The sequence below is a fragment of the Corynebacterium urinipleomorphum genome, assembly GCF_900155535.1.
Lineage (GTDB): Bacteria > Actinomycetota > Actinomycetes > Mycobacteriales > Mycobacteriaceae > Corynebacterium > Corynebacterium urinipleomorphum.
Genome location: NZ_LT706962.1, coordinates 180,662 through 193,772 on the forward strand (window position 1 = coordinate 180,662; position 13,111 = coordinate 193,772).

Consider the following 13,111-nt stretch of genomic DNA (forward strand, 5'->3'; position numbering starts at 1 on the left):
CCGCCGCGCGGCGGGCGGCGGAGGCCGCGACTGTCTCGGCGCCGGCGATGGCGAAGCGGGCTGAGACGCCGGCGCGCTGGTTCACCGCATCGGATTCGCGCAGCGCGCGGGTGAACCGGGCGAGGGCCTCCATGATGGGTTGCGGAACAGTAGCCGTGAGCTGGGATTCTTGCTCGATGACGCGGATCTCGTCCTCCAACTCGACGGGGTAGTGGGTGCGGATCTCGGCGCCGAAGCGGTCCTTCAGCGGGGTGATGATGCGCCCTCGGTTGGTGTAATCCTCCGGGTTCGCCGATGCCACCACCAGCACGTCCAGCGGCAGGCGCAGCATGTAGCCGCGGATCTGGATGTCGGCCTCTTCCATCACGTTGAGCATGGCCACCTGGATGCGCTCCGCCAGGTCAGGCAGCTCGTTGATGGCTACGATGCCGCGATTGGAGCGCGGGATGAGGCCGTAGTGGATCGTCTCCGGGTCGCCCAAGCGGCGGCCCTCGGCCACGCGCATCGGGTCCACGTCGCCGATCAGATCCGCCACGGAGGTGTCCGGGGTGGCCAGCTTCTCGGAGTAGCGGGCCTCGCGCGGGATCCAGGTGATGGGCAGCGCGTCGCCTTCCTCCTCAATGCGGCGCTTCGTGGCATCCGTCAGCGGGTTCAGGGGGTGTTCGCGCAGCTCGGAGCCTTCGACGGCGGGTACAAAGGCATCGAGAAGGAAAGGAAGCGTGCGAAGCAGGCGGGTCTTGCCCTGGCCGCGCTCGCCGAGCAGCACGATGTCGTGGCCGGCGATGATGGCGCGCTCGACCTGCGGCAACACGGTGTGCTCGAGGCCGTGGAGGCCGGGCCACGGGTTTTCGCCAGAGCGCAGTGCGGCGATGAGGTTGTCGCGCATCTCCTCGCGCACGGTCTTGTAGGTGTAGCCGGCGGCCTTGAGCTCGCCGAGGGTGTTGATGGATGGCCGGGAGTGGGGCGCTTCAGTCATGCCGGCCAGGGTACGCGGGTTTCCGGGGTGGGTGTTCGCGGTGACCTACCATCTTTTCATGACCACCATCTACCTCATTCGACACGGCGAGACCCCGACGACCGGCAAAATCCTCCCCGGGCGCACGCCGGGGCTGCACCTTTCGGAAAGGGGGCGCACGCAAGCCGCGGCCGTCGCCAAGCAATTGGCCCGCGTCGATGCGGTGTATTCCTCACCGCTGGAGCGCGCCCGCGAGACCGCTTTACCCACCTGCGAACGGTTCAAAAAGGAGCTTGTGCTTGACGACGGCCTCTTGGAAGCCGATTTCGGCGCATGGACCGGCGAATCCTTGGCCGACCTTGCCAAGTTGCCCGAGTGGCAGGTGGTGCAGAAGCGTCCCTGGGAGTTCCGCTTCCCCGGCGGGGAGTCTTTCGTGGAGATGCAACACCGCGTAGTAGGGTGCGTGCGCGCGATCGTAGCGCGGCACCCGGGCGAGGCGGTGGCCTGCTTCACCCACGCCGACCCGATCAAGGCGGCGCTGGCGCACTTTACTGGCCGGGGTTGGGGTGCGTTCCAGCAAATACCGGCTGAACCGTGCTCGGTGTCGGAGCTTGAGCTGTGACCTCGGTTGATCTGCTGGAGCTGCTTCAGCACGGCGAGGTCGGTTTCATAGGTCAGCTCGCGGAATCCTCGAACCTCGCGGTGGTTGTGGATGTCACGTTTACCCGCGACGGCGGCCAAGAGGACTGCTGCTGGGGCATCTTCAAGCCTGAGGCGGGGGAGCGCTACCTTCACGACTTTCCAGCGGGGTTGTGGCGGCGCGAGCGGGCCGCGTACCTGCTCAGCGAATGTTTGGGCTGGGACATAGTGCCGCCCACGGTGGTACGTGAGGTGGAGCCACTCGGCGTCGGGTCGTTGCAGTACTACGTAGACAACGATGGCTCCCACTACTTCCCGCTTTACGAGACCCGCACCGACCTCCATCCCCAATTCCTGCGCATGGCCGTCTTCGACCTACTGGTGAACAACACGGACCGGAAATCGGGCCACGTTTTGCTCGAGCGCTCGGAAAACGCGAGCCACGTTGACCACGTGTGGGGCATCGACCAGGGACTGTGCTTTCACCAGGACCCGAAGCTGCGCACCGTGATCTGGGAGTTCGCGCACGAGACCATCCCATCCGAGCTGGTGGATGCGGTCGAGCCGCTCGCGGCGGAGGTGCCGGAAGAGGTGGCTTTGTTGTTGGCGCCGGAAGAGGTCGCGGCGTTGAAGTCGCGCGCCTCGCGCATTGTGCGCCTGCCGTGGTTGCCGGAGCCCCAGTCCGAGTTTCCTTACCCTTGGCCGCTGGTGTAGGCGCTTATCCCGCGCGGGGCAGCTCTAGGGGATCTGCGGCCGTCGCCGCGTGGACTTCAGATCCGAGCGCCGCTTTTTCGCTTCGAGACGGCGCCGCACTGAGCCCCGCGTCGGCTTTGTCCTGCGCCGCGGGGGAGGAGGCGGAGCGAGCGCCTCGCGCAACAGTGCGGCCATGCGTTGGCGTGCTTCGGCGCGGTTGCGTACCTGCGACCGCTGGGTCGATGCGGAAACGGTGAGTACGGTGCCGTCTAGGCGGTGTTCGAGGTTGTGAAGGACGCGGCGACGCTGGGCGTCGGAAAGCGATGAGCACGTAGCGATGTCGACGGAAAGCTGGACCTTGCTGTCCGTCGTGTTGACGCCCTGTCCGCCTGGCCCCGACGACTTCGCGAACCGCTCCGTCAGGTCCGCGGCGGCGATGACCATTCCGTCCGGGATCCCTGGGCCGGGCGCGATGGTCAGGTCGTTCATGCCGCCCAGGCTACCTAGAGTTGCGTCCGCATCAGATCCGCCGCGCCATATCCGGGAAGTGCACGACCACTCCGTCACCGTCGATCTCCGCAGTTCTCTTAGAACGCTGGTTAGACTCGCGGGGAAACGATACCGAGTGTCGTGTTCGGGAGCTGTTGGAGGAATGATGTGCGAAATGGTGCGCTCCGTTGACTGAATATCACACTGCCATCGTTGTAGGCGGTGGCCAGTCCGGTTTGGCTACCGCCTACTACATGCGGCGCTTCAACGTGGACTTCCTCGTCCTGGACAACCAGGAGGCACCCGGCGGCGCATGGTCGCACACGTGGCCTTCGCTGACACTTTTCTCAGCCGCTGGGTTCTCAAATCTGCCCGGCTGGCCGATGCCGCAGTACCCGGGGTATCCACCGGCAAGCCATGTCGTGGACTACCTCGAGCGCTACGAAAAACGCTACGACCTCCCGGTCAGGCGCCCCGTCCACGTCCGCAGCGTTGTCCATGATGATGGAATGTTTCACCTTGACACCTCCGCCGGCAGTTTCGCGGCGGAGCACGTTGTCGCCGCGACGGGAACGTGGTCCGCGCCTTTCGTGCCCCACTATCCCGGCACTTTCCGTGGCCGTCAGTGGCACTCGGGCACTTACCCCGGCCCCGAACCATTTCGCGGCGCGAAGGTCGCGGTGGTCGGTGCGGCGAACTCGGGCGCCCAGATCGCCGCGGATCTCATCGGCACTTCTGAGGTCACATGGTTCACGCGTGAGGAGCCTCTATGGATGCCCGATGACATCGACGGCCGCGATCTCTTCCTGCGGAGCCGCCGCAGGATCTTGGGCGGCGATTCCGGCCCGAATCTTGGGGATATTGTCGCGCTCCCTCATTTACGCGAGCTCCGCAATAGCGGCCAGCTCACCGCCACCTGCATGTTCGATAGCTTGGACGAACTCGACCACGACCACCTGATCTGGTGCACGGGGTTCCGCCCAGCACTCGGTCCATTCCGCCACCTCATGCGCGGCCGTGAACCCGCCGTGGATAATCTGCATCTCGTCGGCTACGGCAACTGGACCGGAGATGGCTCGGCGACCCTGATGGGTGTGGGGCCCTTTGCTAAACGGACCGCCCAGGAAGTAGCCGGACTCGCCGATGACGGTGGAGCGTCTGTACTGAGCTAGAACGATGCTGCTAAGGCACTCCGGTGGGTGAAGTTCCGCGGAATGAGCGTCAGCGATTTCAGGCCTGTCGAACTGTTAAAGTCGCGGTTAGGAAAATATTTCAACCTGGTGCTTGGTTCCGCGCCAAGTTGGATACCTCGACAGAAAGGCCTCGAAGTCCGTGACTGAGCAGTTCGATCCCTCCCAGATGCGAGTCGGGGACCCGGAGCGTTCGGAGGCGCTGGATCGGTTGGGGGAGCACTTCGCCAACGGCTACCTCACCGTTCACGAATTCGAGGAGCGCACAGGCCGGGCTGCTACCGCGCGAACACGGTCGGACCTGTCCGCGCTGTTCGGGGATCTACCTGGCGGCAGTTCCCAGAAGGCGCCTGTCCCCGCAAGGATGGAAAAGAGCCAGGATGTCGAGCCTGCGCTCGATGACGCGGACCGCGAACTCGAGGAGCTTCTGGGCCGCAAGAAGAAGTTGAACCGCGCGCTGGGAATCCTGTGGTCAGTCACGATGGTGGCGTTCTTCCTCGGATTGTTCGTCTTCGAATGGGACCTCTTCTGGGTCGTTTTCCCGATTGCCGGCGTTCTCACGTGGGGCCTGTACGAGTTCTACGACATCGGCGAAGACGAGGACGATCTGCTCGACGAAATCCTTGAGGAACGGAGTGGCGAGCGCGCAGAGCGCTTGCGCATTGCGAACCAGCGCCGAAAAGAGCTGGGGAAATAGCTAGACCGGTAACCCGCGAGAGCGGCGCCAGTGGCGATTGATCAATGCTGCTACCGTCCCAGCGACCAATAGGGCAGTGACCACCCACACGGAATACAGGCCGAATTCGACGTAGCAGCGGCCCCCGATCAGCGCGCCGCAGGCGAGTGAGAGCCACAGAGCGAAATTGATCAACCACGCACTGTGCGGGCCGCCGAACATGGCGGCTACGAAACGTTGCGCCATTTTCACCAGCGTGCCCGTCATGTACGTCAGGGAGATGGAGACTTCCCCGTTGCGCTCGAAGGTGGAGTTCATTGCTCCGACGGTGAATGAGAGGCTGTAAACCGCCAAGTGCTCGTGCCCAGTTGCCACCCACACGGACGCCACCGCGGAGGTCAAGCACACGAATAACAGGATCGCCTCACGTGTGCGGGTGGGTGGCAGGTAGCGCTGGCCGAGCTGGCTGATCAACGCGCCTATCGCTACCCCGATCAGGAATAGGAGCATGAGGCCGCCGGCTTTGGCGGCGACGTCGAGGTGGCCGTCGTTAAGCGCTGCGGTGAGTCGTGTTGTGTTGCCGGACATGAATGACAAGAAGAAGCCGCCGAGGTACATGAAGCCAAGCGCGTCGATGAAGCCCGTGATCGACGACAGATAAACGGCGAGGAGATGCTCGCCCGTGCGGTAGCCTTTCATGCGATCTACCTATAACACGCCGCGAGTCCTGGCGAGGGGATTACGGTTGATGCAGTCGATGATCTGGGCCCGTGCGCCCGCCGAACTGCGAACGGTAACAATCGAACGGAAACTCAGCTCGGCCGAGACCGTATACGTGTAAAAAGACATACATAAAAGGGCAGAGTTACCGTTTTATAGTTACCGTTCGCAAAAACTCGAGGAGGCATCATGCCGGAACGGACGCCCATTCGCCGCGCTTGCCCACCCGATGCCGCGACCGTCGCGCGCCTGCTGCGGGACTTCAACACTGAGTTCGAGACTTCCGTTCCGGATGCGGAAACGCTGACCCAGCGGTGGGAGACGTTGCTCGGGCGTGACGACGTCGTGGTCTTGCTCGCGGACGATGACGCCGGCTTCGCCTTTCTGACACTGCGGCCGACGCCGTACTGGGACGGGCCGCTGGCGCAGTTGGAGGAGCTCTACATTGTTCCAGAGTTGCGTGGCCGGGGAATCGGGAGCGCGCTCATCGCCGGAGCTGTCGAGGAATCCCGCAGGCGAGGTGCCCAAGAAATGCTCATCAATGCCGACGAAATCGATCATGGTGCCTGCCGCTTTTACGAGCGGCATGGCTTCAGCAATTACGAGCTCGGCCAGGACTATCGGATGCTTTGCTACATCCGTGAGCTGGGCCCCTAAAGCTCCTGGATGTGGCCGTCACCCATCAGCTTGAGGGCACCGAGTGGCAAGCTTGTGTCGGAAGGGTACGAGAGGTCGTCCTGGGAGGCGACGATTCGGACGCGCTTGCCCACGTACGTTTCCCACTTGGGACCGTCGTCCCGAAACTCGTCCACCGAGCCAAGCGCGAGAATCTCGTTGACCTGGGAGAAAGGTTCAGGTCCTGCTTTCTTGGCGGAAACCTCTTGCGGTTCATCCAGTACGAGCACGTAGTAGCGGTCGGACGGCTTGTTGCTCGGGTTGGGCGGGGTAGCTCCCTTGAGCACTTCTTCGGTGGACTGCTTTTCTACGGTGCCGACGAATTCGTATTCCCCCGGCGCGAGTGCAGAGGATCCGTGGTGCTCGTCTGCGTACGACCCCGCGCCGGTATCGCTGGAGCTGTCCTCTGCTTCCGATTCAGCATCGGCGTCGTCGGGCCCTGCAACGGTCCCATCGGCATATTCGGTGACGGTGACGACTTCGATTTCCTCCGGTTCCGGGGCAGCCTCAGGGCCGTCGGCATCTTGCCCGCCGCAGGACGCAAGAAGCATCGAGGAACCGATGATGACGCTGGTGAGATGCGCTGCACGGCGCCGGATAGTCATGCAGCTCAACGTAGCACGAGACCCGAAAGCAGGAGAGCTCCAAGGTATTCAGGGTCGGGCCACGAGCTCGAACGCGATCGGATCAATCTCGATGCCGTTGACCACCACAGACACAGCCTGGGTGCCGGCGTAGTAGGTGCGTGTTCCGGTGACGGCGAAGGAGTGGTTCTTGGTCAGGTCGCGTTCCTCGCCGGGAGCGAGGGTGAAGCGGCCGAGGCGGAATGAGGTGGGGCGGAGGGCCCCGTTCTTCTTCAGGAAGTGCATGCGGTAGTCGACGAGAATTTCGCGGGGTGCGTCGGAAGTGTTCACAACCCGGGCGTGCAGCTGAGCCTTCTCGCCGATGGTCACGCGCTCCGGGAACTCCACGGAGACGAGCTCGACGGCATCGGTCGCGGCGAATCCCACGGCGGCAAGGGCGTTCGGGTCGCCCTTTTTCACCAGGCTGCGCAAGCCGCGCTCGGCCACCCAGGTGACGGCGGGGGAGTCGTCGATAGACAGCCACCGCTCGGCGGTAGCTACGGCCAGTTCGGGGTGGGTGCGGGCGATATCGTTCAGGTTGTTGGCCACGGAGGTGCGCACGTAGATCGACTCATCGGCGAACAGGCGGTCGAGCACGGGAATGATGGGGGTGGGATCGTCCAGAAACGGGCGGTGGACGGGGGCCCAGGGGAGACGGGGGCGGATGCCCTCCGTCGATAAGCGGCGCACGTTGTGGCTTGTCGAGCGCGACCATTCGTCAACGCGTGTCATGGTCAGCTCGGGGTATCGCGCGAGGTACGGCCGCACGGCCCACTCGCCGGTGAACGCGCGGGTCAAGGCCTCCGTCGCGTCGAGGGACATCTCGGGGTGCTTGAGTCCGTAGTCCTCGATGAAGCGGCTCACGGGCCACAGGTGGAACGCGTGGTTGAAGTATCCCTCGCCCTCCGCGAGTTCGGGGCCGAGCTTGTCGACGACCCCCGCAACCGCCTCCTCATAGTCTCCCGGGAGCCGGTCGCGCAGGCCCCTGGCGAAGACCCCGACGCGGTCCTTGATTTCCTTATCGTCGACGCGGGGCGCGACCCAGGCCGCGTACTCGTCGCCGTCGATGCCCAACTGATCGCCCAGTTTCCTGGCTGTGTCGGCGCTGAAGAAGTACTTCATCTTCATGCCGGACATTCTACGAACATTTGTTCGCCGAGGTAGGCGGCATGGTTCAGGCTGTGTCCTATGGTGTCCAGTAGATCAGGGCGAAGACACAGGAGGAAGCATGGAAACGACAATTCTCAGCCGCGTGCGCGGCGCGATGTACGGCCAAATCATCGGCGACAACCTGGGCGCGTTGGTGGAGTTCAGCTCCCCGGAGGAAATCAGTGCGTGGTACCCGGACGGTGTGCGGGAGCTCACGGGGGGCGGGCCGTTCAACGTCGTGCCGGGCCAGCCGACAGATGATTCGGAGCTGGCGCTTGCCCTCGCGCGGAGCATGGTTCGCTGTGGCGGGTACGACCAAGATGATGTTCGGGAGTCTTATCGGCGCTGGGCAGCGTCGGATCCTTTCGACATCGGGTTCACGTGTGCCGCGGCGCTCACCCCGCCGTTCACCCTGGACGCGTCGAAGAAGTCCAACGGCGCTCTCATGCGGGTCAGCCCGGTCGCGATGGCCTACTACCGTGACCCAGCCCAGGCTGCTGAACTCGCCCGGACCGATGCAGCGTTGACGCACCCGAACGACTACACGGTGGCGGTGAACGGGCTCTACACGGAGGCGTTGGCGCGGGTCATCGGTGGTGTCGCGCCGCGGGAGTCGCTGCTGGAAGCGGCAGGCGCGCTCAGCGGCGAGGTGGAGGAGTTTTTCACGGCCCCGCCGGTGGACGTGGCCTCCCGCCAGATCGGTTTCGTGCGCCATGCGCTGCATCTGACGTGCTACTACGCCGTTCACGGAACCGACTTCGAGGAGGACCTCGTGGCCATCGTGGGCATGGGCGGTGACACCGACACCAACGCCGCGATCGCCGGCGCATTCCTCGGGGCGGTGTACGGTGAGGGTGGCATCCCGCAACGGTGGCGCGCCGTTATCGACGGATACAGCACCGATGACGGTGGCCGGCCGGAAGAATACTCTGCTGAAGGGGCGCTGGATCTCGCGGACCAGCTAGCTTCGCTCGGAGAGTAGCCGCACAACTTCCTTGCCCACGCCCGCCGCGGACATCGGGTTCTGCCCGGTCACGAGCGTGCCGTCCGTGACCACGTGCTCCGTCATGGGAATTGTCGCGGTGGTGTACTCGCCGGCCTCCGCTTCGAGCTTTTCCTCGAGAGAGTACGGGACTGCATCGGCGCGGCGGGCGAGCTTCTCTTCCGTCCACGTGTAACCGGTGGCCTTCTTGCCCGACAAGAGAGTGCCGCCGGAAGGGAGCGGCACGTCGAGCAGACCGGCAGGGCCGTGGCACACAGCGGAAACGATTGTGCCGTTCTCAGTGAAGTCGGCGAGCAGTGTCTTCAACGCCGGATCGTCGAAATCGAACAGGGTGCCGTGGCCGCCGATGAGGTAGACGGCGTCAAAGTCTTCTGCGTTGAGGCCTGAGACAGCCGGGGTGTCGTCGAGCTGCGACATGAACTCGCGGTCCTGGTACCGCTTTGCGGTGCCGCCCAAGTTGATCACCGGTGGCTGGAGGCTCACCGGGTCAATGGGGATCTCGCCGCCCGTGATGCTGGCCAGTGTCACGTCGTGGCCGGTCTCAGTCAACTCGTCGTAAAAGTGGGTGTATTCGCCCAGCCACATGCCGGTGCGGTGCCCGGTCTTCTCGTAACGGCTGGCGCTGGTGGAAATAGCTAGTACCTTCATGCCGTCCCACCATAGGCTTTTTCGGCGGGACGGCGCTGGGGTGGCGGGGAAGGGGACTACGCGCTCTTGGAGGTCTTCTGGCTCGCCTTCTTCGCAGTCTTCTTGGTGGCCTTCTTAGTCGACTTCTTAGTGTTATTCTTCTCGGTCGATTTCGACGATTTCTTGGCCGTCTTCTTAGCGGTCTTCTTCGTTGCCTTCTTGTCGTCTCCGCCGTCCTTATCGTCCTTGTCGGCCTTGCCGCCGGATTTGCGGCCGAGCGACGCCTTCAGGGCGGCCATGAGGTCGACCACATCGGCGTCCTCGCCGTCACCGTCACCGGAGTTGCCTCCAGAACCGGACTTTGCGCCGAAAGTCTCCTCGGTGTCGAGGGTGTCGCCCTGGGCAAACTTGGCGTCGATAAGCTTGCGCAATTCAATCTGGTAGTCGTCCTCGAACTCCTCGGGCGTGAAGTCGGAGGAGTACTGCTCGACGAGGGCGGAGGAGAGCTCGAGTTCTTTCTTGCCGATCTTCGCCTTGGAGTGGGCGCCCTTGAAGTCGACATCGCGGACCTCGTCGGCCCAGTGCATGCCCTGCAGGACAAGGACGTTCCCGCGGACGTGGAGCGCACCCAGGCGGGTCTTCTGGCGCAGGGCGAATTTCACGATCGCGGTGCGGTCCGTCTCCTTCAGGGTTTCGCGCAGGAGTAGGTAGGACTTCGGGGTCTTGCCCTCAGGCTCGAGGTAGTAGGACTTCTCCATCATGATCGGGTCGACTTGGTCCGCGGGAACGAATTGGACCACCTCGATCTCGTTATTGTCTGCCTCTGGCAGGGAATCGAAATCCTCGTCGGTGAGCACGACGGTGTCGCCGTCCTCCTCGAAGGCCTTGTCGATGTCGCTGTATTCGACAATCTCCCCGCACACCTCGCAGCGCCGCTCGTAGCGGATGCGGCCGCCATCCTCGTCGTGGACTTGATGGAAAGAGATGTCGTGGTCCTCGGTTGCTCCGTAGGCTTTGACGGGAACGTTGACAAGGCCGAATGTGATGGATCCGCTCCAGATTGCGCGCATGACCGCAGTGTACGTGGGTCGTGCGGGACGGCGGATCGGCGGCTGAGGAAGGAGGTGTGCCGTGGTGGGGAAGAACGAGTACTCGGTGGGCGGGCGCACGTTGACGGTGAGCAACCTGGACAAGGTGCTGTACCCGGCGACGGGCACGACCAAGGCCGAGGTGATGCAGTACTACCTCGAGGTTGCTGACGTGCTCATCCCACAGGTGGCGCGGCGCCCGGTGACGCGGAAGCGGTTCCCGGACGGGGTGGCGGCGGAGCCGTTCTTCCGCAAAGACCTGGAGGATTCCGCACCTGAGTGGATCCCGTTCGGAATTCTCGCGCACAAGGAATCGACGAACCGGTACCCGTTGGCGGAGGAGCCCGCCGTTCTCGCCTGGTTCGCGCAGGTCGCAGCACTGGAGCTGCACACGCCCCAGTGGCGCTTCGGGGAGCACGGGTATCCAGCCAATCCGGACCGTCTGGTGCTGGACCTCGACCCGGGCCCCGGTGTGGGGCTGTCCGAGTGCGCGGAGGTAGCGCGCTGGTGCAAGGAAATCCTCGATGGCATGGGGATGGAATCCGTCCCGGTCACCTCCGGCTCGAAAGGCATCCACCTCTACGCCGCGTTGGACGGACGCAGCACCGCTGAGCAAGTGTCCGCCGTAGCCAAGGAGCTCGCCCGCGCGCTCGAAGCGGATAATCCGGACACTGTCACGTCGGTGATGAAGAAGCAGCAGCGGGAGGGCAAAGTCTTCATCGATTGGAGCCAGAACAACGGCAAGAAGACCACGGTGGCGCCGTACTCCCTGCGCGGCCGCGAGCGCCCGACTGTGGCAGTGCCGCGCACGTGGGAGGAGCTCGAAGATCCGGGGCTGCGCCAGCTCGAGTACACGGACGTGCTTCAACGCGTGGCGGAAGGCACGGACCCGATCGCACCGCTCGGGCTCACCGTCGAGCATGACCGCTTATCGACGTACCGATCCATGCGCGACCCCTCCAAAACCGCAGAACCGGTGCCCGCTGCCTCCCCGCGGGCGCGCACAGAGGGTGACCCGATCTTTGTGATTCAGGAGCACCGCGCATCCTCCCTGCACTGGGATGTGCGCTTTGAACGCGACGGTGTTCTCGTTTCCTGGGCCGTGCCCAAAGGGCCGCCGTTGGACCCGGACACGAACCGGTTGGCGGTGCAGACGGAGGACCATCCGATTGAGTACGCGACATTTTCCGGAACCATCGCCAAGGGCGAGTACGGCGCGGGGGAGGTGGAGATCTGGGACTCCGGCACTATTGAGGTGGAGAAGTGGCGCCAAGGCAAAGAGGTCATCGCGGTGCTGCACGGCCAGCCCGACGGCGGCCTCGGTGGCGTCCCGCGGCGCTACGCCATGATTCACACCGCCGGGATGGGTGGGCACGCAGGCGCTAAAGCGGACAACCAGTGGCTGATGAAATTCATGAAGGACCAGTCGGCGGGCACGGCGGCGGCGAACCCTGAACCGGAAGGCTCTGCCACGGCCCCGTACACAGTCACGGACCTGCCCGAACCGATGTTGGCCACCACTGGCACCGAGGCCGATATTCGCCTGAGCCGGAAAGACGGTGAGAAATGGGCCTACGAGATGAAGTGGGACGGGTACCGGATTCTCGCCGGGGTGGGAGGTGGCGGCGTGGTGCTGTCCAGTCGTAATGGCAAGGACTACACCGATCACTTCCCGCAGCTGCAGGAACTGGTGGAGCTCGTGGAAGGAGGGGCGGTGCTCGACGGCGAGGTGGTCGCGCTCGATGAGAACGGCCGGCCCGACTTCGGTGCATTGCAGGAGCTGCACAGCGGGGATGTGGGGCCGGAGTCGGTGGAAATCCGGTACATGGTCTTCGACATTCTCTCGGTGGGCGGCCTGGGGGAGGCGGGGCGGTCGCTCTTGCGCACCCCATACGAGGAGCGCAGGCAGATTCTCCGGGACACGGTGTCTGAGGGCGAATATGTGTCGGTGCCGCCGGCACATACGGGCACGCTCGAGCAGGCGACGGCGGTCAGCCGCGAACTCAAACTCGAAGGTGTGGTGGCTAAGCGGCTTAGCTCCGTCTACCTGCCCGGCAAGCGCGGTTCCGCGTGGCTGAAAATGAAGTTCCAAATCCACCAGGAAGTCGTGGTGGTGGGGGTGCGGGAAGGGAAAGGCAGCCGTGCGGGTGGCATCGGTTCGCTTCTGTTGGCGGTGCCCGACGAGGAATCAGGGGAGCTCAGCTACGCCGGGCGCGTCGGTACGGGGTTCAACTCGAAGCAGCTGAAAAACATGGAAGAGAAGTTGAGGGAGGGGGAGGTGGAAGAGGCGCAGATAAGCAATGTGCCCCAGGAAGACCGCGACGGCGTTTGGTGGGTGACTCCGGAATTCGTCGGCGAAGTGGCGCTGGCAGGCCGGACGCGCGACGGAAAGGTGCGGCACGCTGTGTGGCGTGGCTGGCGCGACGACAAGGAACCGGGTGATGTTCGCTGGACGGACGAACTCCGGTGAGAAGCAGGGGTGAAATAGGAAGGAAAAATTTTCGGGCGATGCGGACGAATGCCTGAATTCTTGTTTCATCCGTACTATATTCCTCACCAAAGTAATTTGTATCACTAATGCAGC

At 63.9% G+C, this 13,111-nt stretch carries 14 protein-coding genes; 7 read left to right on the forward strand and 7 right to left on the reverse strand.

Features of this window, described 5'->3' with window-relative positions:
- Positions 1–976 (reverse strand): sigma 54-interacting transcriptional regulator (locus CZ338_RS01600; RefSeq protein ID WP_235839379.1); only part of this gene is annotated, 976 nt, incomplete at its 3' end.
- 58 nt (positions 977–1,034) lie between these two features.
- Here CZ338_RS01600 and CZ338_RS01605 point away from each other — a divergent pair.
- Together CZ338_RS01605 and CZ338_RS01610 are read left to right on the forward strand one after the other, a co-directional pair.
- The gene (locus tag CZ338_RS01605) at positions 1,035–1,577 is read left to right on the forward strand and encodes a histidine phosphatase family protein (RefSeq protein WP_087116779.1); all 543 of its coding nucleotides are present in this window, start codon (positions 1,035–1,037) and stop codon (positions 1,575–1,577) included.
- The gene (locus tag CZ338_RS01610; RefSeq protein WP_087116458.1) at positions 1,574–2,308 is read left to right on the forward strand and encodes an SCO1664 family protein; all 735 of its coding nucleotides are present in this window, start codon (positions 1,574–1,576) and stop codon (positions 2,306–2,308) included. The genes CZ338_RS01605 and CZ338_RS01610 overlap by 4 nt, the downstream gene beginning before the upstream one ends.
- 24 nt (positions 2,309–2,332) lie before the next feature.
- Here the strand turns inward: CZ338_RS01610 and arfB are convergent, their stop codons facing one another.
- Entirely contained in the window at positions 2,333–2,776 is a 444-nt protein-coding gene (arfB, locus tag CZ338_RS01615; RefSeq protein ID WP_087116460.1) for an alternative ribosome rescue aminoacyl-tRNA hydrolase ArfB, read from the reverse strand.
- Positions 2,777–2,964: 188 nt separating this feature from the next.
- Here arfB and CZ338_RS01620 point away from each other — a divergent pair, with 188 nt between their 5' ends.
- Positions 2,965–3,948 carry an NAD(P)-binding domain-containing protein gene (locus CZ338_RS01620; protein ID WP_087116462.1) on the forward strand — a complete coding sequence of 328 codons (984 nt, stop codon included), beginning with the start codon at positions 2,965–2,967 and terminating at the stop codon, positions 3,946–3,948.
- A 160-nt stretch (positions 3,949–4,108) separates the two neighbouring features.
- Entirely contained in the window at positions 4,109–4,663 is a 555-nt protein-coding gene (locus CZ338_RS01625) for a DUF1707 SHOCT-like domain-containing protein (RefSeq protein WP_235839380.1), read from the forward strand.
- On the opposite strand, the gene CZ338_RS01630 is transcribed toward CZ338_RS01625, so the two are convergent.
- Positions 4,664–5,341, reverse strand: a complete 678-nt coding sequence (locus CZ338_RS01630) for a YoaK family protein (RefSeq protein WP_087116464.1) — start codon at positions 5,339–5,341, stop codon at positions 4,664–4,666.
- Between the two features lie 210 nt (positions 5,342–5,551).
- On the opposite strand from CZ338_RS01630, the gene CZ338_RS01635 reads away from it, so the two are divergent.
- On the forward strand, positions 5,552–6,019 hold the full coding sequence (locus CZ338_RS01635) for a GNAT family N-acetyltransferase (RefSeq protein WP_087116466.1): 468 nt from the start codon (positions 5,552–5,554) through the stop codon (positions 6,017–6,019).
- Here CZ338_RS01635 and CZ338_RS01640 read toward each other — a convergent pair.
- Both CZ338_RS01640 and CZ338_RS01645 read right to left on the reverse strand, forming a co-directional pair.
- Positions 6,016–6,642: a hypothetical protein gene (locus CZ338_RS01640; protein WP_087116467.1), complete on the reverse strand. Its 627-nt coding sequence runs from the start codon at positions 6,640–6,642 to the stop codon at positions 6,016–6,018. The two genes, CZ338_RS01635 and CZ338_RS01640, sit on opposite strands and share 4 nt — an antisense overlap.
- Before the next feature lie 48 nt (positions 6,643–6,690).
- Positions 6,691–7,788, reverse strand: a complete 1,098-nt coding sequence (locus CZ338_RS01645; protein WP_087116468.1) for a hypothetical protein — start codon at positions 7,786–7,788, stop codon at positions 6,691–6,693.
- A 100-nt stretch (positions 7,789–7,888) separates the two neighbouring features.
- Between CZ338_RS01645 and CZ338_RS01650 the strand changes: the two genes are divergently transcribed.
- On the forward strand, positions 7,889–8,791 hold the full coding sequence (locus CZ338_RS01650; protein WP_162287285.1) for an ADP-ribosylglycohydrolase family protein: 903 nt from the start codon (positions 7,889–7,891) through the stop codon (positions 8,789–8,791).
- Here the strand turns inward: CZ338_RS01650 and CZ338_RS01655 are convergent.
- Positions 8,771–9,460, reverse strand: a complete 690-nt coding sequence (locus tag CZ338_RS01655) for a type 1 glutamine amidotransferase domain-containing protein (RefSeq protein ID WP_087116470.1) — start codon at positions 9,458–9,460, stop codon at positions 8,771–8,773. The genes CZ338_RS01650 and CZ338_RS01655 overlap by 21 nt on opposite strands.
- Positions 9,461–9,516: 56 nt before the next feature.
- Positions 9,517–10,509, reverse strand: coding sequence for a non-homologous end joining protein Ku (ku, locus tag CZ338_RS01660; protein WP_087116472.1), 993 nt, complete (start codon positions 10,507–10,509; stop codon positions 9,517–9,519).
- A 61-nt stretch (positions 10,510–10,570) separates the two neighbouring features.
- On the opposite strand from ku, the gene CZ338_RS01665 reads away from it, so the two are divergent.
- Positions 10,571–12,997 (forward strand): ATP-dependent DNA ligase, encoded by a 2,427-nt coding sequence (locus CZ338_RS01665; protein ID WP_087116473.1) that lies wholly within the window; start codon positions 10,571–10,573, stop codon positions 12,995–12,997.
- The last annotated feature ends 114 nt before the right edge of the window (positions 12,998–13,111 follow it).

Bases quoted from the DNA above. Each gene is read 5' to 3' on its own strand.
- CZ338_RS01605 (WP_087116779.1), top strand. From the start codon at position 1,035: ATGACCACCATCTACCTCATTCGACACGGCGAGACCCCGACGACCGGC.
- arfB (WP_087116460.1), bottom strand. From the start codon at position 2,776: ATGAACGACCTGACCATCGCGCCCGGCCCAGGGATCCCGGACGGAATG.
- CZ338_RS01630 (WP_087116464.1), bottom strand. From the start codon at position 5,341: ATGAAAGGCTACCGCACGGGCGAGCATCTCCTCGCCGTTTATCTGTCG.
- CZ338_RS01635 (WP_087116466.1), top strand. From the start codon at position 5,552: ATGCCGGAACGGACGCCCATTCGCCGCGCTTGCCCACCCGATGCCGCG.
- CZ338_RS01640 (WP_087116467.1), bottom strand. From the start codon at position 6,642: ATGACTATCCGGCGCCGTGCAGCGCATCTCACCAGCGTCATCATCGGT.
- CZ338_RS01645 (WP_087116468.1), bottom strand. From the start codon at position 7,788: ATGAAGATGAAGTACTTCTTCAGCGCCGACACAGCCAGGAAACTGGGC.
- CZ338_RS01650 (WP_162287285.1), top strand. From the start codon at position 7,889: ATGGAAACGACAATTCTCAGCCGCGTGCGCGGCGCGATGTACGGCCAA.
- CZ338_RS01655 (WP_087116470.1), bottom strand. From the start codon at position 9,460: ATGAAGGTACTAGCTATTTCCACCAGCGCCAGCCGTTACGAGAAGACC.
- ku (WP_087116472.1), bottom strand. From the start codon at position 10,509: ATGCGCGCAATCTGGAGCGGATCCATCACATTCGGCCTTGTCAACGTT.